This is a genomic window from Glycomyces sp. MUSA5-2 (assembly GCF_037034145.1).
In the GTDB taxonomy this organism is placed as follows: Bacteria; Actinomycetota; Actinomycetes; order Mycobacteriales; family Micromonosporaceae; genus Glycomyces; species Glycomyces artemisiae.
In genome coordinates, this window is the sequence record NZ_JBAGKG010000001.1 from 51,692 (window position 1) to 68,953 (window position 17,262).

The 17,262-nt window shown below is 70.5% G+C and carries 18 protein-coding genes; 5 read left to right on the forward strand and 13 right to left on the reverse strand.

Features of this window, described 5'->3' with window-relative positions:
- Nucleotide 1: 1 nt before the first annotated feature.
- The 8 genes from pheS to WA640_RS00280 all read right to left on the reverse strand — a co-directional run bounded on the left by pheS (nt 2) and on the right by WA640_RS00280 (nt 4,873).
- Nucleotides 2–1,063 (reverse strand): phenylalanine--tRNA ligase subunit alpha, encoded by a 1,062-nt coding sequence (gene pheS, locus WA640_RS00245; protein WP_106362401.1) that lies wholly within the window; start codon nt 1,061–1,063, stop codon nt 2–4.
- Nucleotides 1,064–1,210: 147 nt separating this feature from the next.
- Nucleotides 1,211–2,014 carry a TrmH family RNA methyltransferase gene (locus WA640_RS00250; RefSeq protein WP_335985548.1) on the reverse strand — a complete coding sequence of 268 codons (804 nt, stop codon included), beginning with the start codon at nt 2,012–2,014 and terminating at the stop codon, nt 1,211–1,213.
- Nucleotides 2,015–2,398: a 50S ribosomal protein L20 gene (gene rplT / locus WA640_RS00255; RefSeq protein WP_106362399.1), complete on the reverse strand. Its 384-nt coding sequence runs from the start codon at nt 2,396–2,398 to the stop codon at nt 2,015–2,017.
- A gap of 48 nt (nt 2,399–2,446) precedes the next feature.
- On the reverse strand, nt 2,447–2,641 hold the full coding sequence (gene rpmI / locus WA640_RS00260; protein ID WP_106362398.1) for a 50S ribosomal protein L35: 195 nt from the start codon (nt 2,639–2,641) through the stop codon (nt 2,447–2,449).
- 70 nt (nt 2,642–2,711) lie between these two features.
- Nucleotides 2,712–3,341, reverse strand: a complete 630-nt coding sequence (infC, locus tag WA640_RS00265; RefSeq protein ID WP_106362397.1) for a translation initiation factor IF-3 — start codon at nt 3,339–3,341, stop codon at nt 2,712–2,714.
- Nucleotides 3,342–3,676: 335 nt separating this feature from the next.
- Complete coding sequence (locus WA640_RS00270; RefSeq protein ID WP_335985549.1) at nt 3,677–4,120, reverse strand: PH domain-containing protein; 444 nt, start codon at nt 4,118–4,120, stop codon at nt 3,677–3,679.
- 55 nt (nt 4,121–4,175) lie between these two features.
- Nucleotides 4,176–4,571, reverse strand: a complete 396-nt coding sequence (locus WA640_RS00275; protein WP_091043173.1) for a hypothetical protein — start codon at nt 4,569–4,571, stop codon at nt 4,176–4,178.
- The gene (locus WA640_RS00280) at nt 4,568–4,873 is read right to left on the reverse strand and encodes a ribbon-helix-helix domain-containing protein (protein WP_106362395.1); all 306 of its coding nucleotides are present in this window, start codon (nt 4,871–4,873) and stop codon (nt 4,568–4,570) included. The genes WA640_RS00275 and WA640_RS00280 overlap by 4 nt, the downstream gene beginning before the upstream one ends.
- Nucleotides 4,874–5,004: 131 nt before the next feature.
- On the opposite strand from WA640_RS00280, the gene WA640_RS00285 reads away from it, so the two are divergent.
- From WA640_RS00285 to WA640_RS00305, 5 genes are all read left to right on the forward strand, one after another.
- Nucleotides 5,005–6,465, forward strand: coding sequence for an aminopeptidase P family protein (locus WA640_RS00285; RefSeq protein WP_106362394.1), 1,461 nt, complete (start codon nt 5,005–5,007; stop codon nt 6,463–6,465).
- A 370-nt stretch (nt 6,466–6,835) separates the two neighbouring features.
- Nucleotides 6,836–9,556: an aconitate hydratase AcnA gene (gene acnA, locus WA640_RS00290; RefSeq protein ID WP_442904664.1), complete on the forward strand. Its 2,721-nt coding sequence runs from the start codon at nt 6,836–6,838 to the stop codon at nt 9,554–9,556.
- Nucleotides 9,557–9,625: 69 nt separating this feature from the next.
- Entirely contained in the window at nt 9,626–9,994 is a 369-nt protein-coding gene (locus WA640_RS00295; protein ID WP_335985553.1) for a VOC family protein, read from the forward strand.
- A 90-nt stretch (nt 9,995–10,084) separates the two neighbouring features.
- Nucleotides 10,085–10,540 (forward strand): DUF3291 domain-containing protein, encoded by a 456-nt coding sequence (locus tag WA640_RS00300; protein ID WP_335985554.1) that lies wholly within the window; start codon nt 10,085–10,087, stop codon nt 10,538–10,540.
- A gap of 53 nt (nt 10,541–10,593) precedes the next feature.
- Entirely contained in the window at nt 10,594–11,649 is a 1,056-nt protein-coding gene (locus WA640_RS00305) for an NAD(P)-binding domain-containing protein (protein WP_335985555.1), read from the forward strand.
- On the opposite strand, the gene WA640_RS00310 is transcribed toward WA640_RS00305, so the two are convergent.
- From WA640_RS00310 to WA640_RS00330, 5 genes are all read right to left on the reverse strand, one after another.
- Nucleotides 11,646–12,512 carry an endonuclease/exonuclease/phosphatase family protein gene (locus WA640_RS00310; protein WP_335985556.1) on the reverse strand — a complete coding sequence of 289 codons (867 nt, stop codon included), beginning with the start codon at nt 12,510–12,512 and terminating at the stop codon, nt 11,646–11,648. The two genes, WA640_RS00305 and WA640_RS00310, sit on opposite strands and share 4 nt — an antisense overlap.
- Before the next feature lie 47 nt (nt 12,513–12,559).
- Nucleotides 12,560–13,486, reverse strand: coding sequence for an endonuclease/exonuclease/phosphatase family protein (locus tag WA640_RS00315; protein ID WP_335985557.1), 927 nt, complete (start codon nt 13,484–13,486; stop codon nt 12,560–12,562).
- A 169-nt stretch (nt 13,487–13,655) separates the two neighbouring features.
- Nucleotides 13,656–15,089: an FAD-dependent monooxygenase gene (locus WA640_RS00320; RefSeq protein WP_335985558.1), complete on the reverse strand. Its 1,434-nt coding sequence runs from the start codon at nt 15,087–15,089 to the stop codon at nt 13,656–13,658.
- Nucleotides 15,090–15,325: 236 nt separating this feature from the next.
- Nucleotides 15,326–16,492, reverse strand: coding sequence for a VLRF1 family aeRF1-type release factor (locus WA640_RS00325; RefSeq protein ID WP_335985560.1), 1,167 nt, complete (start codon nt 16,490–16,492; stop codon nt 15,326–15,328).
- Between the two features lie 84 nt (nt 16,493–16,576).
- The gene (locus tag WA640_RS00330) at nt 16,577–17,236 is read right to left on the reverse strand and encodes a DsbA family oxidoreductase (RefSeq protein WP_335985562.1); all 660 of its coding nucleotides are present in this window, start codon (nt 17,234–17,236) and stop codon (nt 16,577–16,579) included.
- Between the last annotated feature and the right edge of the window lie 26 nt (nt 17,237–17,262).

Genomic DNA, 17,262 nt, shown 5'->3' on the forward strand with positions numbered 1-17,262 from the left:
TCTACTCCTCCACTCGCAGGCCGGCCGGGAACCGGACGTCGCCGTCGATGATGTCGCGCAGGTCGGTGATGCCGTGGCGCAGCATGAGCGCCCGCTCGACCCCCATGCCGAACGCGAAGCCCGAGTACACGTCGGGGTCGATGCCGCAGGCGCGCAGGACGCGCGGGTTGACCATGCCGCAGCCGCCCCACTCGATCCAGCGGGCGCCGTCCTTGTGGGCGGCGAACCAGACGTCGACTTCGGCGCTGGGCTCGGTGAACGGGAAGTACGAGGGCCGCAGGCGGGTCTTCGCGTCGGGCCCGAACACGGACTTCGCGAAGTGGTCGAGGGTGCCCTTGAGGTCGGCCATGGTGATGCCCTTGTCGACCACGAGGCCCTCGGTCTGGTGGAACACCGGCGAGTGCGTCGCGTCCACCTCGTCGGTGCGGTACACGCGGCCGGGCGCGACCGTGTAGATCGGCGGCTCCTGGGTGAGCATCGTGTGGATCTGCACGGTGGAGGTGTGGGTGCGCAGCACCATGTTCGACCCGTATCCGCCGTCGCCGTCGGCGATGTGGAACGTGTCCATCATGGTGCGGGCCGGGTGGTCGGGGTGGATGTTCAGCGCGTCGAAGTTGAACCACTCCAGTTCGACCTCGGGGCCTTCGCCGATCGCGTACCCCATGGCGGCGAACAGGTCCGCGATCCGGTCCATCTGGACGTTGATCGGGTGGCGGGCGCCCTGGCGGCGCCGCGGCGTGCGGGCCGTGACGTCCACGGTCTCCTCGCTGAGGATCCGGGCGGCCTCGGCGGCCTTGAGGATCTCCTCGCGGGCCTCGTAGACGGCGGTGATCTCGGTGCGGGCGGCGTTGACGTTCCGGCCGGCCTCGCCGCGCTCGGGGCCGGGGATCGAACCGATCGCCCTGCGGGCCAGCGACACCGGGGCCTTGTCGCCGAGGACGGCGGACTTGGCGGCGGCGAGCGCCTCAAGGTTTCCGGCCGCTTCGATCGCGGCGGCGGCGTCTTTCACGGCCCTCGCGAGGGCCTCGGGCTGGAGCAGGCCAGCCTCGTTCTCAGTGCTCATTCGTCTCTCTCCTGGCGGGACCATCAGCAGTCTAGAAAAGACGCGCGGCGCGGCCGCAGCCCGCTGGGGAGGAGTGGTCGGCTAGCCGCCCAGCCCGCACCCGGCGGGCTGGATAAATTCGCGGCGACCGTAAGACATGAGTCCATGCTACTTCCTGCGCTGCGCGGCCGCACTCGCGTACAGGCACACCCCTGCGGCGACGGCGAGGTTGAGGCTCTCGGCCCTCCCCCAGATGGGGACGCCGACGCGGTGGTGGGCCAGCGCGGCGGTGCCGTCGTCGAGGCCGTGGGCCTCGGAGCCGAACAGCCACACGGTGGGCGCGTCCAGGTCCCCGGCCGCGTCGAGCGCGTACAGGTCGTCCCCGTCGGCGGCGGCCGCGAGGATCTGGGCGTGGACGAACACGTCGAGGAGGTCGGCGGTGTCGGCGGCGCGCACCACGGGCAGGTGGAAGAGGCTCCCGGCGGAGGAGCGCACGCACTTGCCGTTGTACGGGTCGACGGAGTCGGTGCCGAAGACGACGCAGTCGGCCCCGGCGGCGTCGGCCGCTCGGAGCACGGTCCCGGCGTTCCCGGGATCGGTGATGCCGTGGAGGACCGCGATGAGCTTGGGGTCTTCGGGAAGCCGCTGGTCGAGGAAGCGGCAGACCGCGACCAGGCCCTGCGGGGTGACGGTCTCGGCGAGGGCGGCGAGGCCCTCGTCGGTGCAGGGGTGGACGTGCGCGCCCGCGGCGACCGCGGCGTCGATCAGGTCCGTGTGGCGGGTGTCGGCGTCGAGGTCGTAGAACAGGTCGGTGACGACGCCCGCGTCGACGGCCTCGCGCACGGCCTGGGGGCCTTCGGCGAGGAACCGCTCGGCCTTGTCGCGGCCGCGGCGGCGCTGGAGCTTGCGGGCGTTGACGACCCGGGACGAGCGCGCGGTGAGCACGCCCGTCCCGGGTTCATCGGTCTGCATTTACGCTTCGACCGGGGCGTTGACGTCCTCGGGGAGGGCGGCCTTGGCGACCTCGACCAGGGCGGTGAACGCCGCCGGGTCGGAGACGGCCAGCTCGGCGAGGATCTTGCGGTCCACCTCGACCTCGGCGAGGGACAGGCCCTGCATGAAGCGGTTGTAGGTGATGCCGTTCGCGCGGGCCGCGGCGTTGATGCGGGTGATCCACAGCTTGCGGAACTCGCGCTTGCGGGCCTTGCGGTCGCGGTACGAGTAGGTGTACGAGTGGAGCAGCTGCTCCTTGGCCTTGCGGTACAGGCGCGAGCGCTGCCCGCGGTAGCCCTTGGCCTCTTCGAGTACGACGCGGCGCTTCTTCTTGGCGTTCACCGAACGCTTGACGCGTGCCACAGTAGGTCTCCTTGCGGTTAAAAGCGGTTGGAAGTCAATCGGGAGGGGCTACATGCCCAGCAGCTTCTTGACCTGCTTGGTGTCGGCCGGGGAGACCGACTGGTCGCCCGAAGCCTTGCGCTTGAAGCGGCCGCTCTTGGCCAGCATCAGGTGGTTCTTGCCGGCGCTGCGGCGCATCAGCTTGCCCGACCCGGTCACCTTGAACCGCTTCTTGGCACCGCTGTGGGACTTCATCTTCGGCATCTGCTTCTCCTTAGTTCAACCGGAGCGGGTCGGGCGCGTCGCCGCGCCCGGCTCCTCCGTTCGCCCGGGTCTAGGACTCGGGCGTCTCGTCGGGCTTCGGGGCCTCGGCCGGGGCGTCGGCCTGGGCCGGCTCGGCCTGCTCCGCGGGGGCCTGCTCGGCCTCGCCGCGGTCGCGGCCCTTGCGTCCGCCGCCCTTGATCTCGCCCTTCGGGCGGATCGGGGCGACGACCATGATCATGTTGCGGCCGTCCTGCTTCGCGGCGGACTCGATGACCGCGAGGTCGGAGATCTCCTCCGCCAGCTTGTCCAGCAGGCGGCGTCCCAGCTCCGGTCGCGACTGCTCGCGGCCGCGGAACATGATGGTGATCTTGACCTTGTCCCCGGCCGTGAGGAAGCGCACGATGTGACCCTTTTTGGTCTCGTAGTCGTGCTTGTCGATCTTCGGCCGGAGCTTCATCTCCTTGATGACCGTCTGCTGCTGGTTGCGGCGCGAGGCACGGGCCTTCTGAGCGGACTCGTACTTGTACTTGCCGTAGTCCATGAGCTTGCAGACCGGCGGACGGGCGGTGGGTGCGACTTCGACCAGGTCCAGGTCGACGTCCGCGGCCAGTTGCAGGGCCTTGTCGATCGACACGATGCCGACCTGCTCACCCTGCGGGCCGACCAGACGCACTTCCTTGGTCCGGATCTGGTCGTTCACGCGCAAATCGCTGATGGGGCCTCCTTGGTTGCGATTCTCGCCGACGCGTTCGCGCCGGCGCCCCTGTGGCTTTCGGGTCGTCACCGGTGCGGGTGCACCGGCGGCTCGTCGCGCAAGCGTGACCCAGCGGCCTCGGGCATGAGGTCCCAACAAAGAAAGACCCCAGCGTATGCCGGGGTCCACTCCAAAGCACGGCGAACTCAATCGCCGTCTTGTGACCCGGTCGCCAGTCGGCCCCGAAGGGCCCGGCTGCGGGTGGGAGCTGGACTCCGCTTGCTAGCACTGCACGCGGCCCGACAGGGCAGCGCAGTGCGATCGACAAGCCATCGTAGCACCTAGCTGCGGGACTGCTCCAAGAGCGCTCGCAGGTGTTTGATCGCCGCCACAGCCCGCTCCTTGTCGGTGACCTGGACGGCCATGATCGACATCTCGTCGTCGTCGGCGAGTTCCACGGTCGCCCAGGTCATCTTGTCGCTGAAGTTGATGGCCGTGACGACCTGCCAGGGGAAGTAGCGCTTCTGGGCGACGTTGGTCACCTCGATGCCCTTCTCGTCGGCGCGCACGCGCAGCCGCAGGAAGCTCAGGGCGATCCCGGCGCCGATGACGCCGAGTCCGATCATCGCGGCCTGGTCGGCGACCGTGACGGTGCCGCCCTCGACGGTGGTCGTCCCGAGGGAGAAGGAGAGGGCCGTGAAGCCGAAGAAGGCCACGGCCGCGCCGATCCAGGCCCCGATGCGGGACTTGCGCGGTCGGTATTCGAGCGGGCCGGTGGTGGTCATTGACTGCTCCTGTACGGCGGTCACGCTGCTCCTCTATTGTCCCTCGCCCGGCCCCTCAGGGGAGCTGGTCGATCTCCAGGCTCGCATCGAATGCAAGCAGGGTCTTCGGCTCCCCGGTGACGATGGGCCACCCGGGGCGGTTCAGGCCACACCAGGCGACGTGCCCGGCGGCGATGTTCCCGTGCTGCCGCGAGCGCGAGAGCATGAGCCCCACGTCGCGGGCGGACTTCTGGTCCAGGTCCATGACCACGGTGACGGGCAGGCCGAGCAGGACCAGGAGGGCGTCGCGGTCGCGGCGGCGGGCCTGCGACCAGGCCTCGGCGAGCGCGCCGGAGGGGATCGCGAGGACGACGTTCTGCTCCAGGGCGGTGAAGACCACGGCCTGGGGGTAGGGCATGGAGGTGGCGAATCCGACGATGGCCGAGACGTCCAGGATGCGGCCGCCGATCATGGGCGCGCCTCCCCGTCGTCCTTCTCCTCGACCCCGAGGACCTCGCGGGCCCAGGCGAGGTGCTCGGCGCTGGGGCCCTGGCCCTTGCGCTCGAAGAGGTCCTGGAGCTCGGAGAGGGAGCGGTCGCGTTCGAGGCGCTCGGCGACGGCCGCGCCGACGTACTCGTCGACCGACTCCGCCCGGCCGACCGCGACGAGGCGGCGGATCTGCTCCAGCTGGCCCTCGGGGAGGGTGACGCTCGGTCGCGACGGCGCCCCCTTGCCGGAAGGTGGGTTGAGCGACGAATTGGCGCGATCGGTCACGATTCTCAGGGTAGCGGTGCCAGTGCGGAGGGCACGAGCGGCCGGGACCGTCATGGGGCGCTCACGAACGCGGTACCGTCATCCCCAAGCGCCCCTAGTCGCGCGACAAGTGTCGATGGAAAGGAACGGCGATGGCCGAGACGAAGTCCGGGGAGCGACCCCACGACCCGAAGTTCCCCGAGAAGTTCCTGGAGTTCATGCGCTCCGGGTGGGGGCCGCTGGACCTGGACGCCGCCCCGCTGCCGCAGGCGGCGTACACGGCGCGGCGCCGCGAGGCGCTCTCGGCGGCCTTCCCCGGCGAGGTGCTGATCGTGCCCACCGGCGAGGAGCAGCGGCGCTCGAACGACACGTTCTACCCGTTCCGCGCGGGCTCGGACTTCGTGTGGCTCACCGGCGACCAGGACCCCGAGGGCGTGCTCGTGCTGCACCCGAGCGGCGGCGGCCACGAGGCGGTCCTGTACCGGCGGCCCCGCAAGGGCACCGACTCCGACGAGTTCTTCCGCTCCGCGAAGTACGGCGAGCTGTGGATCGGCCGCAAGCACTCCCTTGAGGAGACCGAGACGCGGCTCGGCCTGCCGTGCAAGGACGTCGAGGGCCTCGACGAGGCGCTCAAGGGCGCCGAGCGCTCGCGGGTGCGCGTGCTGCGCGGCTTCGACGCCGCGCTGGACGCCCGGTTCCCGGCCGAGGAGGCCGAGGGCCTGACCCGCGACGGCGAGCTGGCCGCGGTCCTGTCGGAGCTGCGGCTGCGCAAGGACTCCTGGGAGCTGGAGCAGCTCCAGGACGCCGTCGACATCACCGTGCGCGGCTTCGAGGACGTCGCCCGGATCATCCCGGCGACCGGCTCGGTCTCCGAGCGGCTCATCGAGGGCGTGTTCCGCTCGCGGGCCCGCCTGGAGGGCAACGGGCTCGGCTACGACTCGATCGTCGGCGCCGGGTCGCACGCCACGACGCTCCACTGGATCACCAACGACGGCGCCACGAAGACCGGCGAGCTGCTCCTGATGGACATGGGCGTGGAGAACCACCACCTCTACACCGCCGACGTCACCCGCACGATCCCCGTCGACGGGCGGTTCACGCCGCTCCAGAAGCAGGTCTACGACATCGTGCACGCCTCGCAGCAGGCCGGCATGGACGTCATCAAGCCGGGCACCGAGTTCCAGGAGATCCACCAGACGTGCATGCGGGTCCTCGCCGAGGGCCTGAGCGACCTGGGCATCCTGCCGGGCACCGTGGACGAGGCGCTTGACAAGGACTCGCTGATCTACCGGCGCTGGACGCTCCACGGCTTCGGGCACATGCTCGGCCTCGACGTGCACGACTGCGCGGCCTCGCGGCCCGAGCACTACTACAAGGGCGCGGTCCAGGAGGACTTCGTGCTCACCGTGGAGCCGGGGCTGTACTTCCAGGCCAACGACGAGCTGGTCCCCGAGGAGCTGCGCGGCGTGGGCATCCGCATCGAGGACGACGTGCGGGTCACCGCCGACGGCTGCGAGAACCTCTCGGCCGGGCTCCCGCGGACCTCCGACGAGGTCGAGACGTGGCTCGCGGAGCAGCGCGAGGCCGGGCCGCGGATCGCGGGCGCGCACTGATAGAACCGCTGGTCGCTCCGGGCACCGCAGGGCCGGTGACGGCCCCGGAGGCCCGGAGCGTATAGTCCGATTTCAGGCTTATATCCACCGCACCGGGCCGGCGGCGGGGGCATCACCGCACACAACCGCTCCCGCCGCCGGCCTTCACCGTTCCCGTCGCGGTCCCCCTCTTGGCGATCCATGCCACTCGATGCGTCTTAGGCTCGGCTGAGCACCGCCCGGCCGCACGCGGGTGCTACAGTTGGAACCGTTAAATAAGACGGACGTACTGTTTAAGAGTCGGCGGTCTGACCGACCGCGGTCCCCGACCTCCCGGGTTGCGGCAGACTGAGACCGACCTTCAGTTCAGACTCGACGAGGAGCTCTCATGGTGAGTACGGACTCCTTCGGCGCCCGCGACACGCTGCGGGTCGGCGAACACGACTACGACATCTACCGCATCGACAAGGTGGAGGGGCACCAGCGGCTCCCGTACAGCCTCAAGGTCCTCCTTGAGAACCTGCTGCGCAACGAGGACGGCGCGGACATCACCGCCGACCACATCCGCGCCCTCGGCTCCTGGGACCCGAACGCCAAGCCCAGCACCGAGATCCAGTTCACGCCCGCGCGCGTCATCATGCAGGACTTCACCGGCGTGCCCTGCGTCGTCGACCTCGCCACCATGCGCGAGGCCGTGCGCGACCTCGGCGGCGACCCGGCCAAGATCAACCCGCTCGCGCCCGCCGAGATGGTCATCGACCACTCCGTGATCGTCGACTTCTTCGGCCACCCGGACTCCTTCCAGCGCAACGTCGAGCGCGAGTACGAGCGCAACCGCGAGCGCTACCAGTTCCTGCGCTGGGGCCAGACCGCCTTCGACGAGTTCAAGGTCGTCCCGCCCGGCACCGGCATCGTCCACCAGGTCAACATCGAGCACCTCGCGCGCGTCGTCATGACCCGCGACGGCCTCGCGTACCCCGACACCTGCGTCGGCACCGACTCCCACACCACCATGGAGAACGGCATCGGCGTCCTCGGCTGGGGCGTCGGCGGCATCGAGGCGGAGGCCGCGATGCTCGGCCAGCCGATCTCCATGCTCATCCCCCGCGTCGTCGGCTTCAAGCTCTCCGGCGACCTCCCGCCCGGGACCACCGCCACGGACCTCGTCCTCACCATCACCGAGATGCTCCGCGACCACGGCGTCGTCGGCAAGTTCGTCGAGTTCTACGGCGAAGGCGTCGCCTCGGTGCCCGTCGCCGACCGCTCCACGCTCGGCAACATGGCCCCCGAGTTCGGGTCCACCTGCGGCATCTTCCCGATCGACGAGCGCACCGTCGACTACCTGCGCCTGACCGGCCGCTCCGAGGAGCAGATCGCCCTCGTCGAGGCGTACGCCAAGGCCCAGGGCATGTGGCACGACCCGAAGCAGGAGGCCGAGTACTCCGAGTACCTCGAACTCGACCTCTCCACCGTGGTCCCCTCCATCGCCGGGCCCAAGCGCCCGCAGGACCGCATCCAGCTCGACAACGCCGGGCACCAGTGGCGCCGCGACGTCGCCAACTACGTGGCCGACGAGCCGGGCATCGAGTCCTTCCCCGGCTCCGACGCGCCCGCGCAGGCCCCCAACGGCTCGCGCCCGCACAACCCGCAGACCGTCAAGACCGAGGCCGGCGAGTTCCAGCTCGACCACGGCGCCGTCGTGATCGCCGCGATCACCTCGTGCACCAACACCTCGAACCCGTACGTCATGGTCGGCGCGGGCCTGCTCGCCAAGAACGCCGTCGAGGCCGGGCTCCTGTCCAAGCCGTGGGTGAAGACCTCGCTCGCGCCCGGGTCCCAGGTCGTCACCGGGTACCTCCAGCGCGCCGGGCTCTCCCCGTACCTCGACAAGCTCGGGTTCAACCTGGTCGGCTACGGCTGCACCACCTGCATCGGCAACTCCGGCCCGCTCCCCGAGGAGACCTCGGCCGCGGTCCAGGCCGGGGACCTCGCCGTCGCCGCCGTCCTCTCGGGCAACCGCAACTTCGAGGGCCGGATCAACCCGGACGTCAAGATGAACTACCTCGCCAGCCCGCCGCTGGTCGTGGCGTACGCGCTCGCCGGGACGATGGACATCAACCTGACGTCGGACCCGATCGGCAAGGGCAAGGACGGGCAGGACGTGTACCTGCGCGACATCTGGCCCGCCCCCGAGGACGTGCGCGAGGTCGTCGACGGCCACATCGGCCGCGACATGTTCCTCACCGAGTACGCGTCCGTGTTCGACGGCGACGAGACCTGGCAGTCCCTGCCGATCCCGACCGGCAACACGTTCGAGTGGGACGAGGCGTCGACGTACGTGCGCAAGGCCCCGTACTTCGAGAACATGCCCGCCACGCCGGAGGCCGTCGAGGACATCCACGGCGCCCGCATCATGGCGAAGCTCGGGGACTCGGTCACCACCGACCACATCTCCCCCGCCGGGTCCATCAAGGCCGACTCGCCCGCGGGCGAGTACCTCAAGTCCCAGGGCGTGGGCCCCAAGGACTTCAACTCCTACGGCTCGCGCCGCGGGAACCACGAGGTCATGGTCCGCGGCACCTTCGCGAACATCCGCCTGCGCAACCAGCTCGCCCCGGGCACCGAGGGCGGCTGGACCCGCGACTTCACGCAGGCCGGCGGCCCCGTCGCCACGATCTACGACGCGTGCCAGAACTACGCCGCCGAGGGCACCCCGCTGGTCGTCCTCGCCGGCAAGGAGTACGGCACCGGCTCCAGCCGCGACTGGGCCGCGAAGGGCACCCGCCTCCTCGGCGTCAAGGCCGTCATCGCCGAGTCCTACGAGCGCATCCACCGCTCGAACCTCATCGGCATGGGCGTCCTGCCGCTCCAGTACCCGGAGGGCGAGTCCCACCAGAGCCTCGGCCTCACCGGCGAGGAGACGATCGCGATCACCGGCGTCACCGCCGTCAACACGGGCATCCCGGACACGGTCACCGTGACCGCCACCAGCCCCGACGGCGCCGTCAAGACCTTCGAAGCCGTCGTCCGCCTCGACACCCCCGGCGAAGCCGAGTACTACCGCAACGGAGGCATCCTCCAGTACGTCCTCCGCGGCCTGCTCGCGAAGTAGCACAACCAAAGTGAGAAGGGGCGGGCCCGGTCGGGCCCGCCCCTTCTCCATTACCCCCTGAGGAGCGACATGACCTTCGGCTACGGCCTCCACCACGTGCAGCTCGCCATCCGCCCCGAGTCCGAGGACGCCGCCCGCGCCTTCTACGTGGAGGTGCTGGGCATGACCGAGGTCCCCAAGCCTCCCGACCTCGCCAAGCGCGGCGGCCTGTGGCTGCGCACCGACGCACTGGAGATCCACCTCGGCGTCGAACCGGACCTGGTGCCGTCTAAGAAGGCCCACCCCGGCATCCTCGTGGCCGACCTCGACGGCCTCGCCGCCGCGCTCGAAGCCGCAGGCCATGTCGTCGAATGGGACGGCCTGTTCATCGGCTTCCGGCGCTTCTACGCCCACGACCCGTTCGGCAACCGGCTGGAGTTCCTCTCCCCCGCGGCATGAAATCAGTGCGGAATCCCAGTCGACTGGGGTGTGACCGGGATTGTCCGGCGGGCGTTGACGGTGGGGGTTCGGCGCTGGCAGGCTCGTTGCATGAGTGCGGCTTATGAACTGGCGCAGGTGAACATCGGGCGGATGCGCGCGCCTTTGGACTCGCCGGTGATGAAGGACTTCATGGACGGTCTGGCGGAGGTGAACGCGGCGGCCGACGCGCACGAGGGGTTCGTGTGGCGGCTGGCCGACGGGGAGGGCGAGGGGGCGACCGCGTTCCGGTTCTGGGGCGACGAGTGGCTCATCGTGAACATGTCGGTGTGGGAGAACCCCGAGACGTTCCGCGCGTACGTGTACGGCGCGGTCCACCGCCCGTACCTCCAGCGCCGCCGCGAGTGGTTCGAGCACCTCAAGGAGGCGATCACCGCGCTGTGGTGGGTGCCGGCGGGCGAACGGCCCACCGTCCAGGACGCCGAGAAGCGGCTCACGATGCTCCGCGAGAAGGGGCCGACCGCCGATGCCTTCACGTTGAAGGACCTGTTCGCCGCACCGCAGTGAGCGCCCTCACCGGGCGGAATCCCGCGTCTCGCCGAGGCGTTTTGGCTGGTGTGATGCGGGAAGTGGACGTCGTCGTGATCGGGGCCGGGCAGGCCGGGTTGTCGGCCGCGTACTTTCTGCGGCGGCACTTCGAGCCCGGGACGGGGTTCGCGGTGCTCGACCATGCGCCGCACGCGGGCGGGGCGTGGCAGTTCCGGTGGCCGACGCTCACGTTCAAGACCGTGAACGGGGTGTACCAGCTCCCAGGCATGCCGGTGCCCGAGCCCGACGAGTCGACGCCCGTGGCCGGGGTCATCTCCGAGTACTTCGCCGCGTACGAGCGCGAGTTCGACCTGCGCGTCGAGCGGCCCGTGTCGGTCCGGTCGGTGCGCTCACTCCCCGACAAGCGCCTGGAAGTCGCCACCGACCGCGGCACGTGGATCGCGAAGGCGCTCATCAACGCCACGGGGACGTGGGAGCGGCCGTTCTGGCCCCGCTACACCGGCCAGGAGACCTTCCAAGGGAGACAGCTCCACACCGCGCAGTACCGCGGCCCGGAGGAGTTCGCGGGCGAGCGGGTCGTGGTCGTCGGCGGCGGGATCTCCGCGATGCAGCACCTCATGGAGATCCACCCGGTCGCGGCCGCCACCACGTGGGTGACGCGGCGCGAGCCGCAGTGGCGCAGCGGCGACTTCAACCCCGACCGGGGCCGCGAGGCCGTGGCGATGGTCGAGGAACGGGTGCGCAAGGGGCTGCGGCCGCAGTCGGTCATCAGCGTCACCGGCGTGCCGCTCACGCCCGAGATCAGGGCCGCCCGGGAAGCCGGGATCCTCGACAGGAATCCGATGTTCGACCGGATCGAGCCCGGCGGCGTCGCATGGGACGACGGGCGCTTCGTGCCCGCCGACGTGATCCTGTGGGCCACCGGTTTCCGGGCCGCGCTCGACCACCTCGCGCCGCTGAAGCTGCGCGGGCCGGGCGGCGGGATCGTCATGGACGGCACCAGGGTCGCGGCCGACCCGCGCATCCACCTCGCGGGCTACGGCCCGTCGGCGAGCACGATCGGCGCGAACCGCGCCGGGCGCTCGGCCGTGCGGGAGATCCGCGAGTACCTCGACCAGATCAACTAGCGGCCGATCGTGAACACCGCCTGAACCGGCCAGTGGTCGGAGGGGGCGAGCCCGTCCCCGGTCCGGGTGTTGACGCCTGCTCTATGGACGGTCAGCTCCTGCCGCTTCGGACCGGATTTGACCATGATCCAGTCGATGCGGCGGCCGTTCTCGGCGGGCGTGGTGCGCCAGCTGTTGAACGTGCCCCAGTCCGGCGTGAGCCGCGTCGCGGCGGTGTCCCAGGCGTCGGCCAGATCGCGCGTGAGGACCGCGTGGGCCGCGGAGTCGGGGCGGCAGTTGAAGTCCCCGGCCAGGACCGCGGGCCCCTGGAAGCTGCGCAGGAGGTCGCGGCACATCGCGGCGCCCTTGCGGCGGGCCCGCTCGGAGCGGTGGTCGAGGTGGACGTTCGCGACGTGGAAGTCCTTGCCGGTGGCCTTGTCCTCGAAGCGGACCCAGGTGAGCATGCGGATCGCGCCGGTCCCCCACGCGCGCGAGCCGATCCGGTCGGGGTGGCGCGAGAGCCACAGATGGTCGTACGCGACGGGCACGACCCGCGATGCGTCCCAGAGGATCGCGGTGGACCCGGACCGGGAGCCCCCGGCGCAGCCGAGGTGGACCCAGTCGTAGCCGTCGAGGTCCTCGCGCAGCTCGCGGAGCTGGTAGAACTGCCCCTCCTGCGTGCACAGCACGGTGGGCCGCTCGTCGCGCACCACCTGCGCCACGAACGGGCGGCGCTTCCACCACGAGTGCGGGGCGCGGCCCGAGGCGGTCTTCAGGTTGTAGGTCATCACCTGGAGCTCGGGGGCCGCCACCGGGCCGACGAGCGGGACGCCGGCGAGCGCGGGCGGCTGGTCCGGCGGGGCGGCGTTCCGAACGGTGTCCATGGTCGCGACCATAGCGCCGGACCCGCCGCCCCGCTGGGCCTTCACGGTTACAGGAGCTCCACGAGCGCCTGGGCGGGCCAGTGGTCGGACGGGGTGAGGCCGTCCTTCGCGTAGGTGTTCACCGCGGCCTTGAGGATGCGGACGCCGGGGGTGGCGAGGATCCAGTCGATGCGGCGCTCGGTCTCGCTGGGGACGGGGTTCCACCCGTTCCAGGTGCCCCACACCGGCGTGACCTGCTCCTCGGCGGCGAGCATGGTGTCGACCAGGCCGCCGTCGGTGAGGATCGTGTAGGTCGGGGTGTCGGGGACCTGGTTGAAGTCGCCCGCGGCGACCACGGGGAAGCCCTGCTCGACCCACGGCGCGATGACGTCGAGGTTCATCTGGGCGCCCTTCTGGCGGGCGTCCTCGGACTGGTGGTCGAAGTGGTTGTTGACCACGTAGAACTCCTTGCCCGTGCGCAGGTCCAGGAACCGGACCCACGTGAGCATGCGGACCACGTTGTTGCCCCAGCCCTTGGAGCCGATGAGCAGCGGGGTGTCGGAGAGCCACTGGTGGTCGTACTCGACGACCTTGAGCCGCTTGGTGTTCCAGTAGACCGCGGTGGCCTCCGACCGGGAGCCGCCGAGGCGGCCGAGGTGGATCCAGTCGTAGTGGCCGCCGAGGTCCTCGCGCACGTCCTGGAGCTGGGGGTAGATCCCCTCCTGCGTGAACAGGATCGAGGGCTGCTCTCGCTTGAGGACGGTCTTCACGAGGGGGCGGCGCTCGTCCCACGTGTGGGGCGAGGCGTCGCCGCCCTCGTAGCGGAGGTTGAAGGTGAGCAGGTGGAGCTGGTCGCGGCGCGGCTCGCCGATGATGGGGCCGCCGGAGGCCTCTTCCGCTTGCGCGGCACTGGAGAAGGCTCCGGTGGCGACCGCCGTCGCACCGAGGGCGAGGCCCGCGCCGAGCACGCCGCGTCGACTGAGGACGTTTGTCATTGAACCTCTATATCTCAGGATGAATCCGGGTGGAATGCAAGTTCACGACAAATGCCACTTGAGTGCAACCCCAACGGGGTGAACGCGCGTTGAACTCGTGTCGGACGGCCCCCGAAGACCACAAGAGACGGCGGCGGACTCGCGTCCGCCGCCGTCCTGGTTTCCTCGGTCAAAGCTTCCCGGCGTGCGCCTCCAGGTAGGCCGCGATGGCCGCGGGGTCGTCGGCCCCGGCCCAGCCGATGTAGCCGTCAGGGCGGACGACGCGGGCCGTGCCGTCGGGCTCGGCGGTGGCGCGGGCGACGGCGGCGGCGCTGTCTTCAAGAGCGCCGTCTTCAAGCGCACTGTCGAGGACGACGAACCGCCCGGCGCGCAGCGCCTCGTAGAGCCGCGTGCCGTCGGCGAGGTCGACGTCCCGGGCGCGGTCGCCGGTGAGGCGGTGCTCGCCGTGGGCGTGCGGGTAGTGGACGTCGATGCCGCTGATGAGGCCGGTGACCTTGTGCTGCACCGGGTCCAGCTTGAGGGCGGTGCCGAGGACGGCGCCGCGCACGGCCCCGACGACGCGGGACTTGTTGGCGGCCACGCGGATGATGCGGCCGCTGGCGCGCAGCACGGCCTCGCCGACGGGGTGGCGCTCGGCCGCGTACGTGTCGAGCAGCGCCGGGTCGGCGCCGCGCAGGACCGCGGCGAGCTTCCACGACAGGTTCGCGGCGTCCTGGATGCCGGTGTTCATGCCCATGCCCCCGGCGGGCGTGTGGCAGTGGGCGGCGTCGCCCGCGAGGAACACGTTCCCGGCGCGGTAGGCGGTGGCCTGGCGCTCGTCGGAGTGGAACCGCGAGGACCACTTGGGCTCGTGCATGCCGAAGTCGGTGCCGAACGCGAGCTTGAGCGCGGTGCGGATCTCGTCGGAGGACACGGGCGCGTCGTCGTCCTGCTGGTCGGCGGCGTTCCAGCCGATGACGCGCCACAGGCCGTCGCCGAAGTCGGCGATGAAGCAGAACGCGCCGTTCGCGCCGCTGACGGCGGGGCTCTCGGCGGGCGGCTCGTCGAGTTCGACGTCGGCGAGCATCATCGAGCGGAGCACGGCCTCGCCGGGGTAGTCGATGCCGACGGCCTGCCGGACCGCGGAGCGGACGCCGTCGGTGCCGACGACGTACGCCGCGGTGAAGTCGCCCCTGTCGGTGCGGACGGTGGCGCTCCCGTCGGCCTGGTCGATGCCGATGACCTTGTGGTCGAAGCGGAAGTCGACGCCCGCCGCGGCGGCGCGCTCGCGCAGGACGCGCTCCACGTTGTACTGGGGGGTCATGAGCACGTACGGGAAGCGGGAGTCGAGGCCGCTGAGCTTGACCTTGGCGCGGCCGAAGAGGAACAGCTCGCCGAGGCGGCGGCCGCCGAGGGCGAAGAGGTCGTCGGCGAGGCCGCGGGCGTCGAGGACTTCGAGCGTGCGGGCGTGGACGGCGAAGGCGCGGGACAGGTTCGAGATCTCGGCGCCGCGCTTTTCGAGGACGGTGACCTTGACGCCCGCTTCGGCGAGGTCGCCCGCGAGGAGGAGCCCGGTGGGGCCCGCACCGACGACGATGACTTCGGCCTGCTGCTGCTCGTTCATGGCGGTCTCCTAGGGGTGAGCCGTGTTCGGAAATTCATCACTTGATGAATTCAATGTATGTTGAATTCTGCCGGAAGGGAAGGCCCTGAGCCGCAATGTGACGCAGGAGATGGTCCGGTGCAACGGATTCAGAGCCCGGAGACGCAGTTAGGGCCGCGAGAGGTGAGAGACTCGCGGCCCTAGTTCGAACTGCCGAGGATAGGTTAGCATAACCTAACTATCCCCTCAAGAGGTCGTCACCAGCGCAGGATCGCCCCGACGCCTCCGGCCTCTTTCCCCAGGTCGACGCCTTCGCCGAGGATCGACACGCGGGCGTCGGACGCCAGCGCCATCTCGATCATCGCCTCGCCGAGCTGCGCTTCGGCGACGGCCGTGGCGACCTCCGGCTCCCCGGGCGCGACGGCGTCGGCGAGGACGGCGCCCTCGGGGATGCGGCGGGCGCTCCAGACGGAGTCGCGCTCGATGAGCAGCCGGTCGACGCGGCCGCCTTGCAGCGCGTCGAGCACTTCCTCTGATCCGATGGCGGCCTTGGGGACCGCTTCGGCGAAGGCGGCGGCGAGCCGCAGGTCCCGGGCGTGCCGGGCGGCGGCGATCTCGGGCGCGACGGCCTGCTGGATCATCGCGGGCGACTTCTGGCTCAGGATGAGCTTGGACGGCACGACCTCGGCTTTGACGCCGTTGCGGAGGTGCTTCGAGGCGGCCTCGACGAGTTCGGGCTCGCCTGCGAGGACCAGGAGCTCCCAGCCGAACTCGGTCACGTGCTCCTCCAGTGTGGAGTGCGCGGCGGCGAGGAACTTCTGGAGGTGCTCGGCGACGCGGTAGTCGAAGAGGTCCTGCTGGTTGGAGGAGACGAAGCCGTCGCGGCCGCCGTAGGCGCTCTGGACGGCGGCGGGCCCCTTCATGACGCGCCATTCGTCGGTGTCGAGCTCGAAGGCGAGGCCGGAGACCTCCTCGCACCGGCCGAAGCGGCTGTCGAGGATGCGCATGCCCTTGCCGTCCACGACGACGACGCCGACGGGGGCGCCTTCGGCCCAGGCGCCGAACATGGGCGCGATGTGGGAGCGGGGCGCGAGGGCGACGCGGTCGGTCAGGGGCGTCTGCATGGCGACGCTGTAGGTCTCGCCGGTGCCGAGGGCGACGAAGAGCGCCCGCCCGATCCCGGGGGAGCCGGGGCGGACGAGCGCTTCGATGTCGATCTTGAGGTCCTCGACGCGGCGGCCCAGGAGCGGGGCCGTGCCGTTGCCGACGGCCTCGCGGAGCTGCTTGAGGCCCTGGTCGAGCCGGGTCTTCCAGGGCGGGGTCGAGCCTTCCTGCCGGGGGTCGGCGTTGACGTAGAGCGAGAGCACGCCGGCGTCGTCCCGCAGGTTCACCAGCTTGAGCTGCGTCTCGCGATCCATGGGCATGGCTACCGCCTCCTCGTAGTCGGAATTCGCCTCAGGATATGCCCGGGCGCGCCGAATCGTGAAGGTTTCGCCAGTTAGGTCCCGTTAGTTCGCGGGCTGCCGCTCGTCCCAGGCCTTTTCGAGGATCTCGGCGAAGAGGGCGGTCGGCTGCGCGCCGGAGACGCCGTACTTCTCGTCGATCACGAAGAACGGGACGCCGGTGGCGCCGAGCGCGGCGGCCTCGGCCTCGTCGGCGCGCACGGCCTCGCGGTAGTGCTCGGGGTCGTCGAGGACGGCGACGACGTCGGCCTCGTCGAGCCCGGCGGCGACGGCCACTTCGATGACCCTGTCGCGCTGGAAGATCGAGGCCTCGTCGGCGAAGTTCGCGGTGTAGAACGCCTTCCAGACCTCGGCCTCAAGCCCCTTGTCGGAGGCGAGGTGGAGGAGGCGGTGGAGGTCGAAGGTGTTGCCGTGGTCGCGGCCCTCGGTGCGGTACTCCAGGCCCTCCAGGTTCGCCAGCTCGCCGAGCTTGTACTCGTTCGCCTGGGCCTGGGCGGGGCTGATGCCGTACTTCTTCGCGATCATCGGGACGACCGCGTCGACCTCGCCGGGCGCGCGGTTCGGGTCGAGCTCGAAGGAGCGGTGGCGCACCTCGACGGCGACCTTCCCTTCGAGCCCTGCCACGGCCTTGTCGAACCGGGCCTTGCCGACGTAGCACCAGGGGCAGGCGATGTCGGACCAGATGTCTACACGTACTGTTTCCACCTCGGCACCAACACTTGAAGCTTCCA